Raw genomic sequence first — 24060 nt, 5'->3', positions numbered from 1 at the left:
ACTAAAGTTGCGGCTATACGAACAAAATCGGCCTGCGCCAGCTAGGAAATGATGACTTAATTTCTGACCATTTTCTGACTTCAACTGACCTTTTGAACAGCCTACAGCGACTAGATTAGGCTCATCTTGAGGCACACAATTAATATGGTTGAAGCACGAGCACTAGAGCAATCTAGGCAAAGACGGTATGTGAGCAAGCAGCTAAATGAAGCTGAAATTAAATTAGCTCAGAGATTGATTTATCAAGTCTTTGTAGAGGAAATGAAATGGTTGCCGAATTCAGATAATCCGTCTGGAATTCGAGTCTTAGTCGATGAAGAAATTCCGCGATTTGTTGATAATTTCGATGATGTTGCAACCTGGTTTGGCACCTTTGATCAAGAAAAATTAGTCGCCTGCTGGCGCTTTTGCCGTCCTCTCAATGCAAGCTTTGAGTTAGAGCTTTACCATCCTATTCCTACGTTTCTCAAAACGACTAAAAGTTTAGAAGTAAACCGGTTAGTGATTCATCCCGACTATCGCAATAAGTCGAGTGTATTGTTTAATTTAGTGCGACAAACTTATCAGCAGCTTCACCAAACATTTGACTATACGTTTGCAGCGGTTGCCTTTCCTGAACCAGGTAATTTGTATCTCAAAATTGGTTTGCAGCGAGCCAATACCCAACCGTTCAAATATTCGCCTGACGATTCACAAATGGTGTCGCTAATTTACTTAGACTTCAAAGATAAAACGACTTTAGCGAGCGGTGCAGCTCGGCGGACACCCATCGTCAATCTAGACAAAGCTGATCGCAGTGGATTCGCTTAAGAGCTTGTTTGTAAACAAAGATTGAGATCCCCCTAAATCCCCCTTAAAAAGGGGGACTTCAGAGATTTGACTCGCTTGTTGTAAACAAAGATTGAGATCCCCCTAAATCCCCCTTAAAAAGGGGGACTTCAGAGATTTGACTCGGTTCCCTCCTTATTTAAGGAGGGTTAGGGAGGATCAGATGTGAAGTCGATTCTAGCCTCTTAAAATTCATTTACAAACAGTCTCTAATATGGGCGTTGTATAAACATCCTGCCCCTATCAAACCAATGGCTTACCGACAGATTCATGTAAGAACAAAGCATTTGCCAAACAGTTTAGAGGCACTGAGACAGATCTATCAGAACGGCCCATCAACCGGATTTGACTGCTTCCGACTCTTGACTCCTGACTTCCCCCAGTCTCCAGATCTACCCCTCTGCCATACCCAATCCTAAAAGCATATGGTATGAGTTTAGAGGGCTACAGCGAAGACTGCGGTTTGACCTGTAGCTTAGCAGTGGGGTATCAGGTAAAGTCGTGACATTCATGCAGATACATACACCAGATTGGGTTAAACATGCCGTTTTTTATCAAATCTTTCCAGATCGGTTCGCTCAGGGATCGCTGACGCCGCCCTATCAGCTTGCACCGATGCTGCTGGAACCGTGGGAGGCGACACCAACCCTCCAGGGCTACAAAGGCGGTAATCTCTGGGGCGTGATCGAGAAGCTGGACTATCTCCAGGGATTGGGCATCACGGCCATCTATTTCACGCCGATTTTTCAATCCACCTCGAATCACCGCTACCACACCCACGACTACTATCAGATTGACCCCCTTTTGGGCGGGAATGAAGCCTTTTTCCAACTCCTCTATGCAGCCCATGCGCGGGGCATGAAGGTGGTGCTCGATGGGGTATTTAACCATGTGGGGCGGGGCTTTTTCTTCTTTAACGACATTGTCGAGAATGGCCCCTATTCGCCCTGGGTCGATTGGTTCAAGATCGAAGGCTGGCCGATTGCTCCCTACGAGTCAGAACGTCCGCCCAACTACGGCTGCTGGTATGGCAATCGCGCTTTACCCGAATTCAACCACGCTAATCCGGCCGTGCGCGAGTACATTATGCGAATTGCCGAGCACTGGATTCGCTGCGGCGTGGATGGCTGGCGCTTGGACGTGCCGTTTTGCATCACTGAACCCGGCTTTTGGCAGGAGTTTCGCACTCGTGTTAAGGCGATCAATCCTGAGGCTTATCTGGTTGGCGAGGTCTGGACTAATACCCGTCAGTGGCTAGATGGCACCCAGTTTGATGGTGTGCTGAACTACATCTTTGCCGGAGCCACGATTGCCTTCGTGGCCGGGGACCGCATTGATCCGGTGCATGTGCAGGACCGCGACTATGAACCCTATCCGGGGATTGACGCCCTCACCTACGCCGAGAAGATCCAGCTATTGCTGCATGCCCACCCCTGGGAAATTCAATTAGCCCAGTTGAATGTACTAGCCAGCCACGATACGGCCCGTCTGTTGACGATGACGAATGGCGATATTAACGCGGTCAAGCTGGCGACACTGCTGCTGCTGACTTTTCCGGGTGCTCCCAGCATCTATTACGGCGATGAAGTTGGTTTACCGGGTGGCCTCGATCCAGATGCCCGTCGTGGTTTCCCGCCGGTAGAGGAGTGGGACGAAAATCTGTTGCAATGTCACCGGAAGCTGATTGGATTGCGCCATGCTCGCATGTCCCTTCGGGTTGGGGAATACCGATTCCTGGGCGAAGACCATAAAACCTATGTGTTTGCTCGCATTTTTGAGGGGGATGTGCTGATCATTGCCGTCAATGCGGCGGATACCTACGGCAAAATTGACCTGGAGTCAGTTGGAACGCGATTGGGTGCCCAGCCGAGCTATATCCTCTTTAACACGAGGGAAACACCAGAGCGGGGAGAAGCATCAGCAGAAGCATCAGCAGAAGCAGCTTCTACTGCGGAAACTAGACCGAAGGACACGATAGAGGTGGTCTGGACTGCCGATAATCTGTTTCTGGCTCTGCCGCCCCAGACGGGGATTATTTTGACTTAGAGGGGGTGGCTCTAAGGAGTCAGGAGTCAGGAGTCAGCAGATGACCGCTGATTCTGGTTATTCTGACGGCTCTGGATCAGGTGGCAGGAGATGGGGGCTGGTCTTTTCTGGCCCTCTTGTGCTATAGCTTTTGGAAATTTGGTTGCCCATGAGTTCTTGTTTAGCTCAATTATTGAGGCTTGTTGAGGCTTGTTGAGGTCGAGTGTCACAAGCGTGTGGTTGCTACGACTACTGGTATGAAGAAAACTGGTATGAAGAAAACTGCTACGAAGAAAACTGGCATGAACAAAGAAAAGCAGGGCGTTTACGTTGAGGGACGCCCTGCCTTTGTTAGTGCTGTTTAATGAGGATTAAAGCTGCCGAGATTCAAGCGCTGCGGCTAGTCGGTTCGCGGCGTCTGCAAGCTGCTGTTGAGGATCGGGGGCTACTTCTGCTTCTTTCCGCTTAAATCGCTCTAGTGCTCGCACAACTAAAAACACGACAAAGGCAATCACCAGGAAGTTGATGATTGCGATCAGCAGTTCACCAGCAGGCCAGTCCCTGATCCGATCAATTCCCAAGGTTTGGAGCGTGGGATTGAGGATTGCTCCTGTAACCAAAGTGACGACAGCATCTACAATTTGGCCGAAAGCGCCACCTACTACCACCGCAACAGCTAACTCAACCACGTTGCCGCGATTAATAAAGTCTTGAAAATCTTTCAGGAATCCTGTTGCTCTACGTCTTGCCATTATTTCTACTCCTCATTCACCAGGTAGCATTCGTCTCAATAGACTCAATAGAATTTATCCGATAGCCGGATCGCCGGATTTTTCTCTAGTAGAAACCCTGTTGCCAAATCATACGGCATCCAGCCAATTCCGCAGCAGGCTGTTTGGCGGAAATTACGGGCTCAGTCTAGGTTTTAAGGCTGACAAAAATCAGGTAGGAGCTAGAAATCCTGTCCTGCTCCTACCTCTAGTTCTACCTCTGCTTCCACCTCTGGTCCCCTCCGGAGCCTAACTGAAACTAACTGCTCCGGAAGGAATAGAGGGCTGGATTAGAGCGCTGGTAGGCTGACCACCGACAGCGTGACTTCTCCCTCGTTGTCATCGAGATGAGTATCGAAGAAGAAGGCATGGAGCGTTGTGGTTTCCAGTACCTCCAGCGTCAGGGTTTCATCGTAACCATTCAGCGTAGACCAGGTTGCGTTGACGGGAATATCCGTCTTTTTGTTGACCACCGTGCCACCATTGAACCAGAGCAACACGATTGGCTCGCCCTGCCCAGCCTCATAGCCAAAGGCACCGCTCTTGATCCGCACCAGGTGGGTTCCTGGCGACAGTACCTTAGTCACCGCCGTCTGGGTTTCCAACTGCCGCATTTGCTCCTGACTTAGTAAATAGCAATTGTGACGGCTATGGACGGTGATGTTCTTGATTGAACAGCGACCGGTTTCCAGCGGTGCGGCAGCTTGGGCTACAGGTGCAGCATGGGGAGGCTGCAGTCGATCGGTTTCGGCTGGTCTTGGCTCACTGGCAATTGAGCGCACGGCTCCAGTGGTGGCAATGGCAGCAGTCGCAGCAGCGGCTCCTCCAGCTAGGGCCGCCCCTACTGCACTGGCAGGGACATGTAGTGTATTTGAGCTAGCTAGCTTTAACCAGCGGCCATCTCTGGCTGTGTAACCAACTTCGGCTAGGTAGTCATGGTTGGTTGCAGGCACCAGGATATGCCGATCCTGATCGGTCTCATCGCAAGTAAACTGCTGAAGCACTGGCGGCAGGGGCCGGGCTGGGTCATGGTCGGTTACGTCGTACAGCCGCAGGCCGAATTGTTCGCCGCCCTGTTGCTTCAACGCCATCTTTTCTGCTTCTGGTGCTTCCCAGTAGGCGTAGACATCCTGCGAATCGCGGGCTGTCAGAATCAGGCGAGATGGAGTTGTCGGTACAGGGGGTGCGGCAGGGACTGGGGCAACAGCTGGCGGTGTGGGTCTAGCCGCTCCCGCGATGGCTGCTCCCGCCAAGGCCGCTCCTCCCGCGATAGCTGCTCCGGTGGCTAGCGCTGTGTCTCCTGCTTTAGCCGTTGGTTCGGGTACTTTCGGCGCTACCGGCTTGGGTTCTGCGATGCCAGGAGCAACGGCAGTAACTGGTCTTGGCTCTGGAGCTGGACAGGCTGGTACCCGCACCGGCTCGGAACGTGCGATTTTCATCCAGCGGTCGTTTTCGCTGACATAGCCCAGTTCGGCAATATAGTCCCGGTTGTCTACGGCAATCGGCACATGCAGATCGGGATCTGCCTCGCGGCAGTCAAACTGCTTGACGCTGTGCGGCACCTGACGGTCCATATCGATGTCGGTGACATCGTACAGCCGAAGTGCCAGCTTGCGGCCACCCTGCTCCCGGAATTGGGCCTTGCGCTCTTCGGGCACTTCCCAGTAGGCATAGGCATGGCGACAATCGCGCGGAGTGAGAATAATGCGGCCATCGGGAACTCGCACGGGAGGAGGGACTGCTGCCACCGGAGCTGGCACGGCTGCTGGACCCGAGGCTGCCGTTGGGACTGGGCCACCCCGACCCCGCAATAGCCACCATAGCAAACCACCCAAAATCGGAATTGCTAATAACCACCAGGGAAATCCTCCGGCTTCGGTTGTGCCTTCGGCTGCCGGTGCTTGGGCCACTGCTTCGGGTGAAGGGCTGACTGCTGCTGGAGATGGACTAATTGCCGTTGCCGGAGACGGACTAGCGGCTTCAGGTGAGGCAGTTCCTACAGCCCCAGGGGATACGGCTCCAGGTGAGGCGGTCCCTACGGCTCCAGAGGCTGCTCCTGCTACCGCTCCGGCGGCAACTGCTGCCACTACTTCCTGACCCGGTGCCGAAGTAGCAAAACCTAGAAATGCCTGCCCAACCGAATCTGGGGTTTCCTTATAGACATAGCCACGCGGTTGCGAGAAGGGATAGCGCGGGTCATCGGGCAGCGTTTGGTGCATCGGGATGATCTTGACATTGCTCTGGTTCAGCACCTGATCGGCAATGGCATAGCTGATTCCATCTCGGCCTAGTTCTTGAATTACAGCAGCCGTTTCATCGGTAGCAACCTGGGTAGTGTTGGGACCAGTTTCAAACGGAGCTGATTGGAACACAGCATAGTTACTCAGCGATTTCCGAGTATCGCTAAAATCCGGCCGATCCACAAAGCGAATTGGACCGGGCTGGCCGCCCAATTGCGACCAATCGGTAATTTCACCTCGGAAGATCCTGGCGAATTGGTCGAAGGTAATGTCGCCTTGGAACGGATTCTCTGGACCGACGATAATGGCGATTTTGCCGCGATTGATCGGCACTTCCACCAACCCTTGTGCCTTTTCAGCATCGGTCAACGGACGGCCCACGGCAGCCACGGTAATGTCACCATTTTGTAAGGCTTGCAGCGCTTGGTCTGTGCCGTTGGCTGCTAGCTCAACCGTAGAGCCAGAGTATCTCTGCTGAAACCGATCCTTGAGCGCTTCGTTCACTACGGTCATGCTGGTCGAGCCATCGACCTTGACAGTTGCGCCTTCCGGCAGGGACTCAGGTAGGGGAAACGAGGTCGGCGAAGGAGATTGCGCCAAAACAGACGGTATGGCGAAGGTCTCGGCCAGCAGCTTGGGAGTCGCTGTGAGAGCCAACGCCGCAACGAAAAGCTTGAAAAAAAGAATATTTCTGGAATGCATGGTTGACACCCAAAATAATAGTCATCAGTGAAGCGCGATTCAGGAACAGACCAACGCCATTAGCTATCTGAATGGGTATTCTGAATGCTTATCTGTACGCTAGAGGTACTGTTACACCTCAGCCTTGATTATCAATATCGCGAAACCATCCAGGGCATCAGAGGCTAAATTCGAACGACCGAGAGATGCACTTCTCCGTCGTTGTCTTCTAGATAGGTGTCAAAGAAAAAGGCACATAGTGTAGCGGGTTCCAGAACCTCTAGCGTCAAGGTATCATCGTAACCATTCAGAGTTGACCAGGTTGCTCCAACCGGAATACCCGTTTTTTTGTTGATTACCTTGCCGCCATAGATCCAAAGCAGCACCATTGGCTCGCCTTGATGACCAGAATTTGATTGGTAATTGAATGCACCAGCGCGAATCTTGACTACATTGGTTCCCGGCTCCAATCGGGTTGAAACGGCGGTCTCCTGCTGAATTCGTTGCAGTAATCCGGCATCGAGGAAGAAACAGTTGCGCTTGCTGTCAACTTTCAGATCTGTAACTGCACACCCTTCCATTTTTAACAACCTCTTGATTATTCAACATTTGCAGAGTCAGAATATCAGATTCGGATTAGCAGCCCGTAGTGCATAGAGCACTTTATGGTACGGAAATACACTGCTATCGATGTCGATATTAAGATTGAGGTGCCGACTCAGACTAAACCAAGCATATACATTTCATTAACTGTAATTAAACTACAGTAACCAAATACCCAGTTTTGTCAAGAATCCTTGCAGACAACTGCCTCAACAGATGCCTAATCACCGGGATGCCGTCTAGATCCTCGGTATGGATTCACGTAGATAAGCAGAAATCCCATGCCCGGTGGGAACATGGGAGCGACTACTTCAAGCACTCGGAGCTGGAATAATACAGCAATCCTGAATTTTTGATTAAGTATGCTCAGAGCATTCGTTCTATCCAAATGTTTGGTTAGTGCGGCTAGAGAGCGGCTAGAGATAAGCCAGATGGTTGGTAGATGCAGATGGTACATTTGCTCTATTGATAGCGCTCTATGATGCCTTGGCTCAGAATTGCGGTTGAATCTCCAGAATTGAATCTACTAGGGTTGAATCACGATATCGCTAACCGCAAAATCAGGCGTACCTTGCAGGGTGACAAAGAGGCCGCCGCTGCCATTGTTGCCGAATCCTCTAGCGCTACCATTCGCGTTGAAGAACAGTTTGCCGGTTTCTTCGCTGAAGACAATGCGTTTGTTGCTGATCGCAGCATCTCTATCGTTAGCTACCAAGGCAATATCGTTTCTGGACAGTGGTCCGAAGGTCGTCTCATCTAGTACGATGCGGTCTACACCAGATGTAAAGTCTCTGATTGTGTCTTGACCAATTGCCCCCAGATTGAACGGTGAATTCAGATCGAAGAAGAAGCCATCTGCCCCTTCACCGCCGGTCATCACATCTCTGCCTCGGTCGCCTTGCAGGTTGTCGTTGCCCAGCCCACCTCGCAGGATGTCGTTACCATTTCCACCGAGGATGCGGTCATTGCCGGCTAAACCTTCCAGCACGTTCGCCACACCGTTGCCAAGAATCTCGTTGTTCAGCTCGTTGCCGGTCCCGTTGGCAGCAGTGCCTTCCAGGGTCAGGTTTTCGATATTGCGACCCAGCGTGAAGTCAACGGTAGAGCGTACCAGATCGACACCGCCCAGCGAAGGAATTCCAGCCGCCGTGCCCGTTCCTTCATCGACAATATCGTCTGCATCTGTGACCAAATAAACATCGTTGCCAGTTCCGCCAAGCATGGTGTCATTACCAGCACCGCCGTTCAATGTGTCATTGCCAGAATTGCCGATTAAGATATCGTTGCCATCGCCGCCTTCTAGCGTGTCATTACCAAAACCGCTATCAATGCTGTCGTTACCTGCCAAGCCTCGCAGCGTGTTGTTAAAGGCATTGCCCAAAATTGTGTTGTTGAGTTCATTGCCTGTGCCGTTAAACGCCGTGCTTTGAGTGACCACGTTGAATAGCGTCAGGTTCTCGACGTTAGCTGCTAGTGTGTGATCAACAGTGGATATTACCGTATCAATTCCACCGTTTACAGCTTCCTGAATAACGTCACCTGAACTATCAACTGCATAAGTATCGTTGCCACCACCACCGTTCATTGTATCGTTACCGATACCACCATCGAGCGCGTCATTACCAACACCGCTAATTAGTGTATCGTTACCGCCTAGACCAGTGAGGGTGACCGAAGGGGCAGAAGTCAATGTGGCCGTAGGCAGTTGAATGATATTATTCAGGTCGTTTCCAGTTCCAATCCTGGCATTATCTCTCAGAAATAGGTTCTCAACGTTGGCGCTGAGAGTAAAGTTAGCGCTAGATGAAACGGTGTCAACTCCGTCATTGGCGTTCTCAATCACGACATCGGCAGAATTATCAACGAGGTAGAAATCATCACCACTGCCGCCGCGCATCGTATCGACTCCCAAACCGCCGTCAAGGGTATCGTTACCCGCATCGCCGACGAGGAGATCATTGCCGCCGAAACCGTTGATTTGATCAGCTTCAGAGGTGCCGAAGAGCTGATTGTTTTTGTCGTCTCCATCAAAACGTGCCATTGTTCGTTTGTCCTTTGTCAAATAAGTGGGTTCATGTATGAGAAATTGCTTTCTTTTAGATCTGAGAACATTGAGTTGGAATACTCTCTACTTGTTGTCTCTATCTTGGAATCAAGCTTTTATTTGCTCATGAATCTAATCTAGAAAATTAAAATGAAAGTGTCAGTCAGCAAAAGTTAGAAAAAGTCAGAGAATCTCTGAAGATAGAAAGATATACCATTTGTGGGTATGCTTGAATATCAAAAATAAAAACTCTGACCTTGCAGGTAAATTTCTGACAAGACCAGAGTAGATATCAAGGAGAATTTATTTTTGATTTGCTGCAAAGAGCTTCAGGCTAGACCCATCCGCAACAGCAGGACTAGTTTCAGAAGCCGCTTCTCAGTCTATTTTCTTCTCAAGCCAAATCGATGTAGCCAAGAATCTTTGCGGTAATAGAAGAAGCTGCTAAGCAGCAGATGATGGTATTTTGGTAGAGATTTATGCAGACGATTTTGCCATCCTGGAATGTAAAGCTTACTGCCTAAATAGCCTACAGAATGAAAAGATGCTTCTATTACCAATTGGATATTCATAATTGCTCTTGGAGGCTAAAGAAACTCAGAATTCACAAATGGACAAGAGCAAAATCATCTTTTGATTAATCTCTACTATTCTTGTCCAAAAAAGTAGTAGTCTGCCGCATAATTGACGCGAATTTCTTGATTTTGATGCATTAAATTGCAGCCTGTTTGCGGCGCTTTGCCACCGACTGTATTAACGCGCTGAATCCAATTAACTTGACTCAAAACTCCATCGCCTTCATGGGATTTGACTTGCAGCAGCAGCCAGGGAATGGCACTCGCTTCAGGCGCATCGACTTTACTTTGAAGCTGACCAACGATTTTGCTGCCGTCCTTCATCTCCCAGCTTGGACCGCCATAGTGATGACCGACTTCTTGACCACGCTCGTCATAAAGTAATGCCTCCGGGGCTTTCAAGGTCCACTCAAACTGATTGGGCACATCTGCTTTGGCTTGGCAGGTGTAAATCTGGTCGCCCTCAGCTCTGACGGTTAGTAAAAGCTGCTGGTCTGCTGGAGCCTGAATCTCGCTTGGCAATAGAGCCAAGGAGGAGGCCGAAGGTGAAACCGCTTGAGCAATTGCATAGCCGCTAAGCACAGTCGATAGACCCAGTGTGAATAATGCTGTGTACTTCATGATCAATTTTCTCCTAGTTTTCAAATGAATTTAACGGTCAAATCTCAAGCAATACAAATTATCGGGCTGGAGAAGCCACGGCTCCTTCCGGCAGAATCGAAAAATCATTGCTAGTTAACACCGAACCTTGAACATTAACGAACGAATTGTGTCGTTACCAGCTCCGCCTGAGAGAAAATCGTTGCCGCCTAGACCCACAATTGAGTCGTTTTCTGCACCGCCTTGCAGCGTATCGTTGCCGTTTGTACCGCGTATCTTAGCCATTGTCGTGACGTTCCTTAGTTAATGGGGGCATCTAGCGAATCAGCTCGTTGCTTGGTTTCGGGTTTTCTGGCATTCGCTATACCTGTATCGTAGGCAATCCCTCTGTTGAAACCATCTGAAGAAGGTCTTGAGACCAACTCAACGAAATAGACATTTTCAGCCTGCCAATTCACTGCCAATCTCAGCCATTTGGCTCTATCCTTCGTCATACCCCCGGCGGGTGAGCATCAACGAAAGTTAGAAAATTCGACCAAACTCTGGAATTGCTGCCCAATTCGCAGTATCTATTAGAGAATCACCTTCTGCGGTTCACTCCTATGATTGCTCTCTTCAAAACCCAACCCCAACCGTTTCGGTTCCTGCTCTACACCGAATGGCTGATGCTCGCAAGCTGTGGGGCAATGGCGGCAATCGAAGCATGGCAGCGGCAAAGCTTACCCATACAGCATATTTTGATCTTGGTATCGCTGGGTGTCATGGGGTGGTTACTGCCCAGCGGCAAGACGCCGATTCGCTATCTCTACACCGCCATCGAAATCGGCCTGATCTTCTATGGCACTACGCTGGGCTATCTGCATATCCTGCCAACGCTGTACTTGATTGTAATGATCCGGAGCTGCTTCCTGTTTGACCCGCCTGGACGCTGGATTGTAGCTGGTCTATCGCTGATGCTGTTTCTGGTGCATCAGGTGCAATACATTAATACTCTGACACCCTTGATGCTGCCGAACGTTGAGCAACAGCGAATTTGGATGCATCAGGTTGCGGAAGTTTTAATGTTTGGCTTGGGTCTATTCTTTGTCGGCCAATTGGTGAATGTGCTGTTAACGGAACGGCGAACGCAAGAGCAATTAGCGTTGGCCCATGAGCAGCTCCGGCAGTACGCGATTCAAGTTGAGGATTTGGCCGCCGTGCAGGAGCGCAACCGCATCGCCCGCGAAATTCATGATTCGCTTGGTCATGCGTTAACCACGCTGAATGTGCAGCTCCAAACCGCAGTCAAGCTATGGCAGCGCAACCCATCCGAGGCCAAACCCTTTTTGGAACAAGCCCAGCGCTTGGGTACCGTTGCTATGAAAGAAGTCCGGCAGTCGGTCCATACCTTGCGAGCCGATGCCGACCGGGAAGAACCGCTAGAGCACGCCATTGCAGCGCTGATTCAAGAGTTTTGTCAGAGCACTGGAGTTACCGTAAACACTGAAATTGATTTACCAGCCATCCTACCCGCCCAAGTCTCAAAAACCATCTACCGAGTCATCCAAGAATCGTTAACCAACATTTGTAAGCATGCCGAGGCGACAGCGGTTCAAGTGCGGCTCCAGCAAACTGCAGAGAAGGTGCGTCTGATTATTGCTGATAACGGTCGCGGATTTCGGTTCCAAACCCATCGAAGTGGATTTGGACTGCATGGAATGCACGAACGAGTGGCGATGCTGAACGGCACATTGCGAATCGACACCGAACCCGGCTCCGGCTGTCGCATCAGCGTTGAGTTACCGCTCGAAGGAGTCTAGTCAAGTAAAAAGTGACTATTGCTCATCCACGCCTCGTGAGTTTCGCCGAACGCCCCTCACCCCCTACCCCTCACCCCTCACCCCTCACCCCTCACCCCCACCCAATCATGATTCGCCTGCTGCTCGTCGATGATCAAAACCTGATTTGCCAGGGCTTAAAGGCGATGCTCTCCCTGGAACCGGATTTAGAAGTAGTGGGCATTGCCAATAACGGTGAGGTTGCCCTTGAACAAGTGGCAAAGCTGCTGCCTGATGTGGTGCTGATGGATGTGCGCATGCCGGTGATGGATGGGCGAGAGGCAACTCGTGCGATTACACAAAACTATCCGCAGGTGAAAGTGCTTGTGCTGAGTACGTTTGATGATGATCAGTACATTACAGACGCCATGCGGGCCGGTGCGAAGGGGTATCTACTCAAAGATATGCCGTCGGAGGAGCTAGCGCAGGCGATTCGGTTTGTGCAGCTAGGCTATACCCAACTCGCTCCCGGACTGATGGAAAAACTCATAGCTGGCTTACCGTCCACCAATGTGGCCCCAGCCCCCAAATCACCCCCGATTCCGCTTACTCCCAGAGAAGAGGAAGTGCTGCATCTAATTGGTGCAGGCTTAACCAATCGCGATATTGCCCAGCAGCTCTACATTTCAGAAGGAACCGTCAAAACTCATGTCACTCACCTACTGAATCGCCTCAATTTGCGCAACCGAGCACAGCTTGCCATCTACGCCCATTCATTGAACATTGCCGGAACCTAGCTGCCATCAGGCCACAGCCGGATCTATGCTCCAAACCAATAGTCTTTCCTATTGGGGAACTTCATCGGGAGCATTACCTACGGGAGTATCAGTTATGGGAGCATTAGCCAAAGATGGGTTTTGGACCAGAAACTTGCGAATTCTCCGTGCCGCTAGCAGCAATCCAACAATCACCAAGATACCTGCCAGCAAAGGTACTGTAATGGCCAATACAGCAATCGTAATTGCAAGCACTAACTCGATCGTCGCGACAACGGGATTAGTCAGTCCCGCTGAAATGGCTAGAGAAATAGCACGAACAATATTTGTCATGCCTTTGGTCAATCCTGCGGTTCCTCCGCCTGCAATCACCGCGATTGTCCATTGCAACAAGGGGTTTGTGTCAGGGAGAATCGAAGCTGTGATCAAGGTGCCCGCTACGATTGCGGCTGGCGTTAGGATAATATCCAAAAAGTGGTCAACAAAGGGAATATAGTAGCCCGCAATCTCTGCTGCGCTGGCGATCGCAAATACAAGCAAGGCTTGATTGGTCTCAATCCAGTCAAAATCTGGAGGCAAATCAATATGGCCAATGACAGCCGCGACGCTCATTACTAGAAGCGGGATAAAGACCCGGAAGCCAGAAGCCGCGCTTAAGCTGATTCCGAGCAGAAAATCGAGCAGAATTTCCCAATCCAGGTTAGAGAAGATAGAAGTCACGCTATCCAAGAGCACCTCCTGAAAGTTGAATACAATAATTCAATATGGATTACAGGGAATCCAAGGAAGCTGTAGGAACTACTTAAAGAGTACAGGATTGTGGAAATTAAGCAATATCTCAATATACAGTCGAGATGAAAAATAATGCGGCTGCTTTAATAGTGCTGAAATACTGATATTTAAGACAGTTTTTCAAACCTAGTGGGTCAGTTCTGTCAGGTTCTGCCCTGATGATTAGGCTGTAGTTACCACGGCAACACCTCACCACTGGCGTGCCAAAACGTGCCTGTATTCTCTAGCGACAATTCATCAATTCGAGCCAATAATCCCTTTACCGATGCTTCTGGTGTAATGCCGCCTGTTGTAAAGTTGGTCATGCGGGTTTGCACTAAACCAGGATGCAGAATCGCCACCGCAATCCCACGCGGTTGCAGGTCGTGCGCCAACGATTTTCCTGCCATCGACAAGGCCACCTTGGACATGCGGTAGCCATAGGAACTGCCAGAGGTGTTGTCTCCAATCGACCCCATGCGGCTGGTCATCAACACAAGCTTGGAGCCAGGTTTGAGATTGGGCAGGAGCGTATGCGTGACCCGTAAAGCACCCAGTGCGTTTACCTCAAACTGTTCTCGAATGCTGTCGAAATCCAAATTTTCCAGCGTTACGCGCTTAAGAATGCCAGCGTTGTTGATCAAGACATTGATTGCAGTATCTCCCAGGCGTTTCTGCAAGCCCGCCACTGAAGCATCCGAGGTAATATCAATGCCTTCCTCGATCTGTATCCCAAGCTGTTTTAATTCTTCAGAGGCCGTGCGGCAGACCGCAATTACTGTTTCTCCTCGTGCTTGCAGTTGACGACAGTACTCGTACCCAATGCCTCGATTTGCACCTGTAATCAGATAAGTTGCCATATAAACTCCAACGGCTGTACCAGAGCAGCGTTGCTAAAACCCACTCATAGCCTAGCTGAAATTAGGAGAAGGGATTAAGAACGAATTGCTCCTGATGAGGAATCTGCTAAGCTGCGATGGAGCATTAAAGTTGCCAGTGGAAACCCTGTAAGGAATGCTGCAATGTCCGAACGTTTAACTCCTGAGCGCCCCTATGATGTTGTCCTCTACGGGGCTAGCGGTTTCGTGGGCCAACAGACCGTGCAGTACTTTGCTAACCATGCGTCTCCAGAACAGGTGCGGTGGGCAATCGCCGGACGAAACCGGCAGAAATTAGAGGCAGTTCGCGATCGGATGGGCGTCAAAGTAGATGTGCTAGTGGCCGACAGTCAAGATCAGCCGGCGATCGAGGCAATCGTTGCGCAGACGCGAGTGTTGCTGACCACTGCCGGCCCCTTTGCCCTCTACGGCACTGCTCTTGTCGATGCCTGCGTTCGCTTCAGAACTCATTACGTCGATATTACGGGAGAAACCCCCTGGGTCAGAACTCTGATCGATCGCTACCATGCCGAAGCTGCCGCCAATGGCACCCGTATCATTCCCTGTTGCGGCTTTGATTCTGTCCCATCCGATCTCGGCACTTATCTGGTGGTTCGTCACATACAACGAGAATGGGGTCTGCCTTGTCAGCAGGTGAATGCCTATTTTCAGGCGTTTGGTGGGTTTAATGGTGGCACCCTGGCATCTGCATTTAACCTCTACGATTCAGACGCAGCAGCTCAGATGTATCAACCTTTTTTGCTCAATCCATCCCCACCTGATACTCAAGTAGCCGAAGGCAACCGTGACCCCCAAACGCCAAGCTTCGATGCCGACCTCAACACCTGGGTTGGTCCCTTCTTTATGGGTCCCGTGAACACCCGCATTGTCCGCCGCAGTTCTGCCCTATACGAGGAATGGCAACAACCCTACGGACCCGACTTTGCCTATCAGGAGTATTTCAAGTTTGACGAGCCATTGGCCTGGCTGAAGGCAACAGGTGTGACTGCTGGACTTGCCCTGTTTACAGGAGTTCTGCAACAATCCCAATTGCGATCGCTACTGCAACCCATCCTGCCCCAACCCGGTAGCGGTCCTTCGGAGCAAACGATGAATCAAGGCTGGTTTTCCTGCGAACTGGTGGGCACCGCCGTTGATGGCCGCAAGCTGCGGGGACTAATTCGGGATCAGGGCGATCCTGGCAATCGAGCCACGGTTAAATTTGTCTGTGAATCAGCTTTGAGTCTGGCACTTCAAACAGATCAGCTGCCAGGAGGTCCGATGCGCGGCGGCATTCTCACGCCAGCAACCGGGTTGGGCGAGGTTCTGGCAGAAAGGTTACGTCGGACTGGGATGACTGTAGCTATCAATCCATAAATTCTGTAATCAAATTCTGCAACCAAGTTCTGCAATCGGTTACTCCCGTTCCCGTAATCACACCTCGCCCCTATGTATCCATAACCGGACATCCTCAATTCCAATCAAAGGGTGGACACTTTAATACTACAAGTGTAGTATGTAGACAGCAAGTTTTGTAATACGAGTACTGCAACGTTCCATGATACCCATCCTTCTTGCCACCTTACGTAGCGCCACGCATTGCCGACCGGATTACGGTCTGGGCAGAGCATCGGTGCTATTTGCGTTTGAAGCGATGGGTCGGTGTAGTGGCGGTAGATCCGCCGATGCAGGTATTTTTACAACCATTGCTGGATGGCTCAATCCAGATCAATCGACTAAGAGCGGGAGGTGCAGGGCAACCCTGACACCAACATAAGGAAACCTATATCAATTTCCTCAACCCCCGCTCCTGCATTCAGAGGTGGGGGTTGTTTTTTGAGGAGTGAAACCAATGCAGGCTCAACAGCAGAATGGGCAACCATCCATACTTCAAAACCAGGTTGTGGTGTTCTCCAAGAACTACCTGCCCTTAGCGCGGGTTAACCTCAAACGAGCAATTGTGCTGCTGGTCACGGGTCAGGCTGAGTCCCTATTTAGCAGCACTCAGCAATGGGAAGTACGTTCTCCCAGCGTTATCCTCCAGATTCCCGAACACATTCGTTTGACCAGTGTCAATCCAGAGCGGCACTGGAAAGTGCCACCCGTGAGCCGTCGGGAAGTCTTTCGCCGTGACAACCATACCTGCCAGTACTGCGGCAGCACCAAGCATCTGACCCTCGATCACGTGATTCCCCGCTCCAAAGGGGGCGGCCATACCTGGGACAACGTGGTGACCGCATGCCAGACCTGCAATGCCACGAAAGCTGACCGCCTCTTACATGAAACGGGAATGGTGCTGAGAACGAAACCGAAAGCGCCGATTCACCCAGCCATTGCTTTTGCCGAACAGTTTTGGAAAGAACAGGCGCCTGTTGACACCTGACATAAACCTGAAAGGAGACAAGACCAATGTTGAAGCTGAACTACACCGAAGTTGGGCTGTACATGGAACGCACTCTGACAACGCCCGAACTGCTCATTGCCCAGCGGGTTGTTTTGGCCATGCGGTTGGGACAATCGTTCCATGTCGAACCGGGTTGTGCTTGCTTTCTGCTGCGGGCTGATCTTCGTGAACTAAAAGTGCTAGAAACAGCATTACAACGGGAGCTTAGCTCAACCGTCACTCTGCTGCCTGTAGATCGCGAGTTTGTAGAAGTCAGTCTGACCGGAAGCTGGATTGCCGAAGACAGAGACGCTCATGAAGGCATGTTTTTGACCTTAATGAGTGACCGAACTGAATTCCTGATCTACAGGCTGTGGCAGATCAGCGCGGCTCACATTTCCTCCCTAGCGTGAGGAGACAAACCAAGTGGGAGAGGGCGATCCAACTTTTTCTTTGCAATCGCTCTCCCCTCCGCCCAAAAAGTTGTAATACCCTCTTGACGATTTGTAGTGTATTTGTAGTATAAAAGTAATATAAGCGCCATAATCTCCAGGTCGCCAAATGGAAAGGCATCGGTCCGCAAAACCGACAAGCGAGAGTTCGATTCTCTCCCTGGAGTCTAAGCTTCGCAAAGCACGGTTCTTCGATCCTCTGCTTGAATAGGAAATTGGTGAGGTTGATGCTCGCCTGCCGCTATCAACAGCGATATGTTCCTTCGAGTTGATTGCTATTAAGTATGGTTGAGTGAACAGCATGTGATATCTGTTGTGTCGAAAAACCTGTCAAGAGAGGTAAAATAAATCGGTTACTTTTCGCATAGAATTGCTGTAGTTGTTGCCCGAAAGTTGCCAGATTTCAATCATGCGATTACGAATCAAGCGATGGATTGAAGGAACAATTATTGTAATAGCAATCGGCGTTAGCTCAGGCATCCTGCCTGCTCAGGCGCAATCCGATCAACAGGTGCGCTCACTGGTGGAGGCGTTGCGCGAAGCGGCTCCTCAGACCGGCAATCCCAATGATGGGCTATACAGCGACTGGCAGATTCAAGCACCAAACATTCCGCGCTGGTCCGAGGCTTGTATTGGCAGATCGCTCTCTCCCCAGGAATTTGAGGCCGATTTAGCGACTGCACGCACCATTTTGGTTTGTGTGATGCGGGATGTTTTGCAACAAGAGTATCGCAACAGTGGCAATGATGAGGCAACTGCGGTCCGCCGTGCCGCCGCTTGGTGGATGACAGGTGATCCATCTCGCTACAATAGCGGTGAGACAGCGGCTTATACTCAAAAAGTGCTCAGCTTCTACCGGCAGCAGTCTGGAACCCCTGCGGCAGCCGCTCCACCAAATTCAGCTCCACCGGCTTCGAATCAGCCCCAAAGCACCCCCTATGATCGGTATATGCAAGCAGGATATGCTGCCGTGGAACAGAAGGATTACGAAGCCGCATTGCTACACTTTCAGCGAGCCTTAGATGAACGTCCGAATGACGCCTATGCTCAACGGGCTATTCAAAATGTGGAACGCTACCGTAATCAATCTGGTCAAGCAGGAGCGCAGTAACGCGATGAAGGGATGGATCAAGCAGGGGCTGCACCTGATGGCGATGACCATAATGGCTATTACAGCTGGGTGGAGTTCTAACGTAAAGGCCGCTGAAGCATGGGTTGAGGTGACTGTGAATGCAGTAGGAGATCGCTTTCTAGTGGATCAGAATTCGATTCAGCGATCTGAAAACATCGTTCGCTATTGGGAATATCGAGAGTTCAAACAGGCCAACAATGCGTTTCTAGACTTTGAAGTAGAGCAACCCGTTTATGGAGTAATGATTTATCGCTCGGCAGATTGCACTTCTGGGGTAGAACGCACCCGCCGATTGGTGATCTTTGATCAGAATCGGCAAGTGATTGAGCGAGTTGACTATGGCAATAATGGCCCCCTTACCCAACCCATGACAGAGAGCAGTGCTGCTAATGTCATCCGCTATGTTTGCACGCAGGAATAGCTTTAGAAGGAATAGCTTTAGAATAGTGCAACAATCATAGCTTGACTGATGCCGCTGCCTTTCATTAGGAACGGGGTATACAGCGTCTTTCACTCATGCATGTGAGGTATAGGGGGTGTGGGAGCTTCGTCCCGTTTTTCGTACTTCACTAGCCTGAAAAAGGCTGTATATGCTTAGAACTATGGTTGAGATCAAGAGATGATAGTGAAGTTGAAGAGCAGGCATGGCAGTGGACATGGGCAACCCAAAGCCGAAAACCCAAAGCCGAAAAAATAAGGGTGAATCTGCTAAATTCACCCCTTACTATCAAGAATGTTGCCTTATCTACCAAGCTTATCTACCAAGCTTATCTACAAGCTCAACTGTCCTCGCTTCAGTTCATCACCCTACAAATGCTTGTAGCATTGTTGCAGAAGAATTTGGTAGATGCTTTATTCACTCGTGCATTGGTTTGACGGATCAGTTGCGCTTACCTAGCTCAGATTAACAATGCCACCGCTGGCTGTGCCAAATGTGAGGGCGCTCGCATCTACTCCCTGCACTAGGCCAATTAGTTCGTGGCGGCTGACGAAAGCAGGTGGGAATCCAGAGATGGTCGTGTTTGTCCGGTAGATGGCGGCTCCGCTGACGCCGTTGATTGTGGCATTTTGAATGGTGTAGTTGGAGAAGATGGGGGTAAATATGTCTCTGAGCTGAATCGTATCTTGACCATCGACAAAGTCAGTGATCAGCGCATAGTCGCTGTTGCCGCCAAACCCAGGACTGGATACACCATCGTCGTAGTACACTTCGCTGGAGGTGCCGAGGACAAATGTGTCGTTGCCTGCGCCGCCAGTGAGGGTATCAATTTCGCCACGACCCGGTGTAGCCGAGAGGAAATTCACTCCAACTAAAGTGTCATTGCCGTTACCGCCCAGCAGGGTGTCATTCTGGTTGCCGCCGCGCAGCAGGTCGTTGCCGTCTTCACCGTGGAGGGTATCGTCGCCCGTGTTGCCGCGCAGTTCATCATCACCGCCCCGTCCAAACAGTTCATCGTTGCCGTCCTCGCCGCGTAGATAGTTGATGGCATCATTGCCGATGATGGTGTTGTCTAGCGTATTGCCAAAGCCATTGATTGGATCGGTTCCGGTCAGAGTGAGGTTTTCTAGGTTGGCTCCCAGTGTGTAGCTAATCGATGACAAAACCGTATCTTCGGTGCCACCAAAGGCGGATGCTTCTGTCACCACATCCCCTGCTTCATTCACCACATAGGTGTCATTGCCGCTGCCGCCAATCATCGTGTCGGCTCCCAAGCCACCGTCTAGGGTATCGTCACCCGCGTTGCCGGTGAGGACGTTGTTGGCGCTGTTGCCCGTGATCACGTTATCGAGATTGTTGCCGGTGCCGTCGATAGCGCTGTTCCCAGTCAAGGTGAGGTTTTCCAGCTCTGCGCCCAGAGTATAGGTAATCCCTGACTGTACCGTATCGATTCCGGCTGCTGCTGCTTCGGTGATTGTATCTCCGGTGCTATCTACGATGTAAGTATCATTGCCGGTCCCACCTGCCATTGCATCATCGCCGGTACCGCCATCGAGGGTATCATTGCCTGCACCACCCGTCAGGGAATCATTTCCAGCAGCGCCACTCAGGTTATTGTCAGAATCGTTTCCAATAATAATGTTATTCAAGCCGTTGCCTGTACCGTTGATGGCGGCAGATCCAGTCAGAGTCAGGTTTTCCACATGGTTAGACAGGGTGTAGCTCACCGAAGCCTGGACGACATCTGTTCCGGTGCCGGCAGCTTCCACTACTACATCATCGCTACTGTCTACAATATAGGTGTCATTGCCACCGCCGCCTATCAACGTATCATTACCTACACCGCCATTTAGAACGTTGTCTGCATCGTTGCCGATAATGGTGTTGTTGAGGCCGTTGCCCGTCCCGTTGATGGCAGCAAATCCAGTTAGAGTCAGGTTTTCTACATGGGCCGTGAGGGCATAGCTAATCGAGGCTTTCACCGTGTCATTCCCGGCCCCAGCGGTTTCAGTCACCTGATCGGCTGCGCTGTCTACGATGTAAGTATCATCGCCGCTGCCGCCTGCCATCTGGTCATCGCCAGAGCCGCCATCCAGAACATCATTGCCCGATCCACCATCGAGGATGTCATCGTCTGCCCCACCGCTGAGGAGATCGTCGCCGCCGCCGCCTTTCAGCTCATCTTCGCCTGCGCCACCTTTGAGCGTATCGTTGCCACCACCGCCCAGCAGTTCATCGTCACCGCCTCCACCTTGCAGGATGTCATTCCCACCACCGCCCACGAGTTTGTCGTCGCCTGCGCCGCCCACGAGCTTGTCGTTGCCCTGCTTGCCTCTGAGTTCATCGTCGCCCGCCAACCCTCGGATCAAGTCATCGCCCGCTGTGCCAAACAGAATGTCATCGAGCGGTGTGCCTTTGATAGTAGCCATTTCTATTTCTCCTGAATCTAGTGTGCTGGGGGCTAGACCAACGCTTTGTGCCCCTCTGTAGATTCAGTAGGAACGGGTTTGGCAGTTTATTCAGGGATGGAACCTAGTTTCTCAATGCCCTGCCATCGCTTGACCAATCGCGGTGTAATCGGCCGTGTCAATCGAGCTTTCGTAGGTGAACTGGCCGCCGCTAATCACCAAGATCCGGTCTGAGAGCTTCAATAGTTCGTCCAAGTCTTCGCTGACTAACAGGACGGCCACCCCCCGGTTGCGGGCATCGACAATTTGGGTGTGGATGAAATCGACCGCGGCAAAATCGAGGCCAAAGCAGGGGTTGGCGGCAATCAGTAACTTGATATGGTCTGCCGAAAGCTCGCGAGCCAGAACGGTGCGCTGTACGTTGCCGCCTGAGAGGTTACTGACGGGGGTTTCCGGGGAAGGGGTTTTGACCGAGAACTGGTGGATCAGGCCCAGCGCCATCTGTCGGATCGCTTGCAGCAGCAGCAGGAAGCCCTTGGCTTGGGGCGGTCGGTCGAAGGTGCGCAGGGCCATATTTTCGGCCACGCTCATATGAGGGACACAGGCATTGCGCAGTGGTTCTTCCGGCAGAGCAAATACTTTGTGGCGATACATTTCAGCCCGCGTTGCAAAGTATGGCTCACCGTTGACTCGAATTTCGCCAGAGGTTGCTGGTCGCTGACCTGCCAGCACCTCCACCAACTCGCGCTGACCGTTGCCGGAAATGCCAGCAATGCCAACAATTTCGCCGCTGTACACGGTTAGGTCCAGGTTGGAAATGGCCTCAACGCCATTGTCCTTATTGGCGCAGAGTTGGTGCACCTCCAGCACCGGCAGCGAATCGTGGTGGGTCGCTTTAGCGACGGGCGTTGGCTCTTTCTTTTCGCCCATCATCATTTCGGCCATGTCTGCCACCGTCAGATCCTTGACCAAGCCACTGCCCGCAAACCGCCCCTTGCGCAGCACGGTAATTTCGTCGCAAAAGGCCATCACTTCCCGGAACTTGTGGGAGATGATCAGCACGCTCAGTTCGCCTGCCGTCACCTGTTCGCGCAACAGGCCCAGCACCTCATCGGCCTCGGCGGGTGTCAACACCGAGGTTGGCTCATCCAGAATCAAAATGCGGCTGTGCAGATAGATTTGCTTGAGGATTTCCAGCTTTTGCTTTTGTCCGGCAGCCAGTTGGCCCACCGGCAAATCCAACGGCACCTGAAACGGCGAGGTTGCCATAAACGCCTGTAGCTTTTCCATCTCGGCAGCCCAGTTGATCACAGCCGGACTATCCAGCCGCGACAGCACTAGGTTTTCTGCCACCGTCATCGCCGGAACCGACGTAAAGTGCTGATACACCATGCCGATGCTGTACTGATGCGCATTGCGAGGATTATCGATCTGCACCTTCTGGCCGTCTAGCAGCACCTCGCCCGCCGTGGGAGTATAAAAGCCCATCACGCATTTGACGAGCGTACTTTTGCCTGCGCCATTTTCACCCAGTAGGGCATGAAAGGTTCCCGGCTTCAGATGCAGCGACACATTATCGAGCGCTACCAGACTGCCAAACTGCTTGGTCATACCGTTGACTTGCAGATCGGGCGGACGTTCGAGGGTTGTTGTGGGTGTGGGTGCGGGGAGGGTGGTCATGGGAGATGGTATAAGTTTTGAGTTTTGAGTTTTGAGTTTTGAGTTTTGAGTTTTGAGTTTTGAGTTTTGAGTTTTGAGTTTTGAGTTTTGAGTTTTGAGTTTTGAGTTTTGAGTTTTGAGTTGGTGCTGTTGATTTGTTCTTTTGAATGTTTAGGCTTAAATGACGTTGTTGAGCTTATTATCGATTAAATTCTCAACTTATACTCAACCAATACTCACTTCCTAAACTCAAAACTCAAAACTCAAAACTCAAAACTTTAATTACTGATGGCTTCGATGAAGGCTTGGGAGTCGGCTACTGCGCCGAAGACGCCGCCTTGCATTTTGATCATTTTGAGGGCGGCTAGATGGTTGCCGTAGTCGGTGGCTCCGGTACAGTCGGAGAGCATCAGGCATTCGTAGCCGCGGTCGTTGGCGTCGCGCATGGTGGTATGGACGCAGACATCGGTGGTGATGCCGGTGAGAACGATGTTCTGAATGCCTTTTTGTCGCAGAACTAGATCTAGATCGGTGGCGTAGAAGGAACCTTTGCCGGGTTTGTCGATGATGACTTCGCCGGGTAGGGGGGCTAATTCGGGGATGATTTCCCAGCCGGGTTCACCGCGGACTAGGATTTTGCCGCATGGGCCAGGATCGCCGATGCCGGCTCCGATTTGTTGGGAGCGCCAGCGTTTGTTATCAGGTAGGTCGGCTAGGTCGGGACGATGGCCTTCGCGGGTATGCATGATGTGATAGCCTTCGGTACGGGCTGCCGCTAGCAGTCTGGCAATCGGTTCGATGGGGGCGCGGGTCAAGGATAGGTCGTAGCCCATCTGATCGACATAGCCGCCTTTGCCGCAAAAATCGATCTGCATATCGATCACCAGCACGACGGTATTCTGCGGGCGCAGATCGCCGTTGTAGGGATAAGGGTAGGGGTCAGCTTCTACAAAACGTCCCATAAATTCAACCTAATGAACTCAACTGTATTTAATCTGCCGGTGTTTGGGGCGGTTTGACCTTCTAAATCCCCCACTTG

Annotated in this window: 21 protein-coding genes and 1 tRNA gene; 11 read left to right on the top strand and 11 right to left on the bottom strand. The window is 51.3% G+C overall.

Annotated features, from left to right (window positions below; translation table 11 throughout):
* The first annotated feature begins 144 nt into the window (after positions 1-144).
* A complete protein-coding gene (locus HJG54_RS04500) occupies positions 145-810 on the top strand; it encodes a GNAT family N-acyltransferase (RefSeq protein ID WP_316433601.1) in 666 nt (221 codons plus the stop codon).
* Between the two features lie 528 nt (positions 811-1338).
* Positions 1339-2874: a glycoside hydrolase family 13 protein gene (locus HJG54_RS04495; protein WP_316433600.1), complete on the top strand. Its 1536-nt coding sequence runs from the start codon at positions 1339-1341 to the stop codon at positions 2872-2874.
* A gap of 350 nt (positions 2875-3224) precedes the next feature.
* Here the strand turns inward: HJG54_RS04495 and mscL are convergent, their stop codons facing one another.
* The 6 genes from mscL to HJG54_RS04465 form a co-directional block, all read right to left on the bottom strand.
* Positions 3225-3605 (bottom strand): large conductance mechanosensitive channel protein MscL, encoded by a 381-nt coding sequence (gene mscL / locus HJG54_RS04490; protein WP_316433599.1) that lies wholly within the window; start codon positions 3603-3605, stop codon positions 3225-3227.
* 308 nt (positions 3606-3913) lie between these two features.
* Entirely contained in the window at positions 3914-6565 is a 2652-nt protein-coding gene (locus tag HJG54_RS04485; RefSeq protein ID WP_316433597.1) for a DUF4912 domain-containing protein, read from the bottom strand.
* 164 nt (positions 6566-6729) lie between these two features.
* Complete coding sequence (locus HJG54_RS04480; protein WP_211619663.1) at positions 6730-7125, bottom strand: hypothetical protein; 396 nt, start codon at positions 7123-7125, stop codon at positions 6730-6732.
* A gap of 548 nt (positions 7126-7673) precedes the next feature.
* Positions 7674-9188 carry a calcium-binding protein gene (locus tag HJG54_RS04475; RefSeq protein WP_316433596.1) on the bottom strand — a complete coding sequence of 505 codons (1515 nt, stop codon included), beginning with the start codon at positions 9186-9188 and terminating at the stop codon, positions 7674-7676.
* A gap of 650 nt (positions 9189-9838) precedes the next feature.
* Positions 9839-10387 carry a DUF3455 domain-containing protein gene (locus tag HJG54_RS04470; RefSeq protein ID WP_316433595.1) on the bottom strand — a complete coding sequence of 183 codons (549 nt, stop codon included), beginning with the start codon at positions 10385-10387 and terminating at the stop codon, positions 9839-9841.
* 114 nt (positions 10388-10501) lie between these two features.
* Positions 10502-10651, bottom strand: a complete 150-nt coding sequence (locus HJG54_RS04465) for a hypothetical protein (protein WP_316433593.1) — start codon at positions 10649-10651, stop codon at positions 10502-10504.
* A gap of 317 nt (positions 10652-10968) precedes the next feature.
* On the opposite strand from HJG54_RS04465, the gene HJG54_RS04460 reads away from it, so the two are divergent.
* Both HJG54_RS04460 and HJG54_RS04455 read left to right on the top strand, forming a co-directional pair.
* Positions 10969-12165, top strand: coding sequence for a sensor histidine kinase (locus HJG54_RS04460; protein ID WP_316433592.1), 1197 nt, complete (start codon positions 10969-10971; stop codon positions 12163-12165).
* Positions 12166-12176: 11 nt separating this feature from the next.
* Positions 12177-12920 (top strand): response regulator transcription factor, encoded by a 744-nt coding sequence (locus HJG54_RS04455; protein ID WP_316433590.1) that lies wholly within the window; start codon positions 12177-12179, stop codon positions 12918-12920.
* Positions 12921-12968: 48 nt separating this feature from the next.
* Here the strand turns inward: HJG54_RS04455 and HJG54_RS04450 are convergent, their stop codons facing one another.
* Together HJG54_RS04450 and HJG54_RS04445 are read right to left on the bottom strand one after the other, a co-directional pair.
* Complete coding sequence (locus tag HJG54_RS04450) at positions 12969-13619, bottom strand: DUF4126 domain-containing protein (RefSeq protein WP_316435604.1); 651 nt, start codon at positions 13617-13619, stop codon at positions 12969-12971.
* 245 nt (positions 13620-13864) lie between these two features.
* The gene (locus HJG54_RS04445) at positions 13865-14530 is read right to left on the bottom strand and encodes an SDR family oxidoreductase (RefSeq protein ID WP_316433589.1); all 666 of its coding nucleotides are present in this window, start codon (positions 14528-14530) and stop codon (positions 13865-13867) included.
* A gap of 162 nt (positions 14531-14692) precedes the next feature.
* Here HJG54_RS04445 and HJG54_RS04440 point away from each other — a divergent pair, with 162 nt between their 5' ends.
* The 7 genes from HJG54_RS04440 to HJG54_RS04410 all read left to right on the top strand — a co-directional run bounded on the left by HJG54_RS04440 (position 14693) and on the right by HJG54_RS04410 (position 18936).
* Positions 14693-15925, top strand: a complete 1233-nt coding sequence (locus HJG54_RS04440; RefSeq protein WP_316433587.1) for a saccharopine dehydrogenase family protein — start codon at positions 14693-14695, stop codon at positions 15923-15925.
* Positions 15926-16122: 197 nt separating this feature from the next.
* Positions 16123-16314, top strand: coding sequence for a hypothetical protein (locus HJG54_RS04435; protein ID WP_316433586.1), 192 nt, complete (start codon positions 16123-16125; stop codon positions 16312-16314).
* Positions 16315-16400: 86 nt separating this feature from the next.
* A complete protein-coding gene (locus HJG54_RS04430) occupies positions 16401-16931 on the top strand; it encodes an HNH endonuclease (protein WP_316433585.1) in 531 nt (176 codons plus the stop codon).
* Between the two features lie 26 nt (positions 16932-16957).
* A complete protein-coding gene (locus tag HJG54_RS04425; protein WP_316433584.1) occupies positions 16958-17344 on the top strand; it encodes an alr0857 family protein in 387 nt (128 codons plus the stop codon).
* A 134-nt stretch (positions 17345-17478) separates the two neighbouring features.
* Positions 17479-17550: transfer RNA gene (locus HJG54_RS04420), tRNA-Cys, on the top strand.
* 242 nt (positions 17551-17792) lie between these two features.
* Positions 17793-18494, top strand: coding sequence for a tetratricopeptide repeat protein (locus HJG54_RS04415; protein WP_316433583.1), 702 nt, complete (start codon positions 17793-17795; stop codon positions 18492-18494).
* On the top strand, positions 18448-18936 hold the full coding sequence (locus HJG54_RS04410) for a surface-adhesin E family protein (RefSeq protein WP_316433582.1): 489 nt from the start codon (positions 18448-18450) through the stop codon (positions 18934-18936). Before HJG54_RS04415 ends, HJG54_RS04410 begins: the two co-directional genes overlap by 47 nt.
* Before the next feature lie 473 nt (positions 18937-19409).
* On the opposite strand, the gene HJG54_RS04405 is transcribed toward HJG54_RS04410, so the two are convergent.
* From HJG54_RS04405 to HJG54_RS04395, 3 genes are all read right to left on the bottom strand, one after another.
* Entirely contained in the window at positions 19410-21383 is a 1974-nt protein-coding gene (locus HJG54_RS04405) for a calcium-binding protein (RefSeq protein ID WP_316433581.1), read from the bottom strand.
* A gap of 111 nt (positions 21384-21494) precedes the next feature.
* Positions 21495-23042, bottom strand: coding sequence for an ABC transporter ATP-binding protein (locus HJG54_RS04400; RefSeq protein WP_316433579.1), 1548 nt, complete (start codon positions 23040-23042; stop codon positions 21495-21497).
* Positions 23043-23299: 257 nt separating this feature from the next.
* Entirely contained in the window at positions 23300-23983 is a 684-nt protein-coding gene (locus HJG54_RS04395; RefSeq protein ID WP_316433578.1) for a cysteine hydrolase family protein, read from the bottom strand.
* Positions 23984-24060: the final 77 nt, after the last annotated feature.

The sequence above is a fragment of the Leptolyngbya sp. NK1-12 genome, from assembly GCF_032598965.1.
GTDB lineage: Bacteria > Cyanobacteriota > Cyanobacteriia > Elainellales > Elainellaceae > Elainella.
The sequence above is the reverse complement of the archived record's forward strand: the minus strand, read 5'-3'. Positions and strand labels throughout refer to the sequence as shown.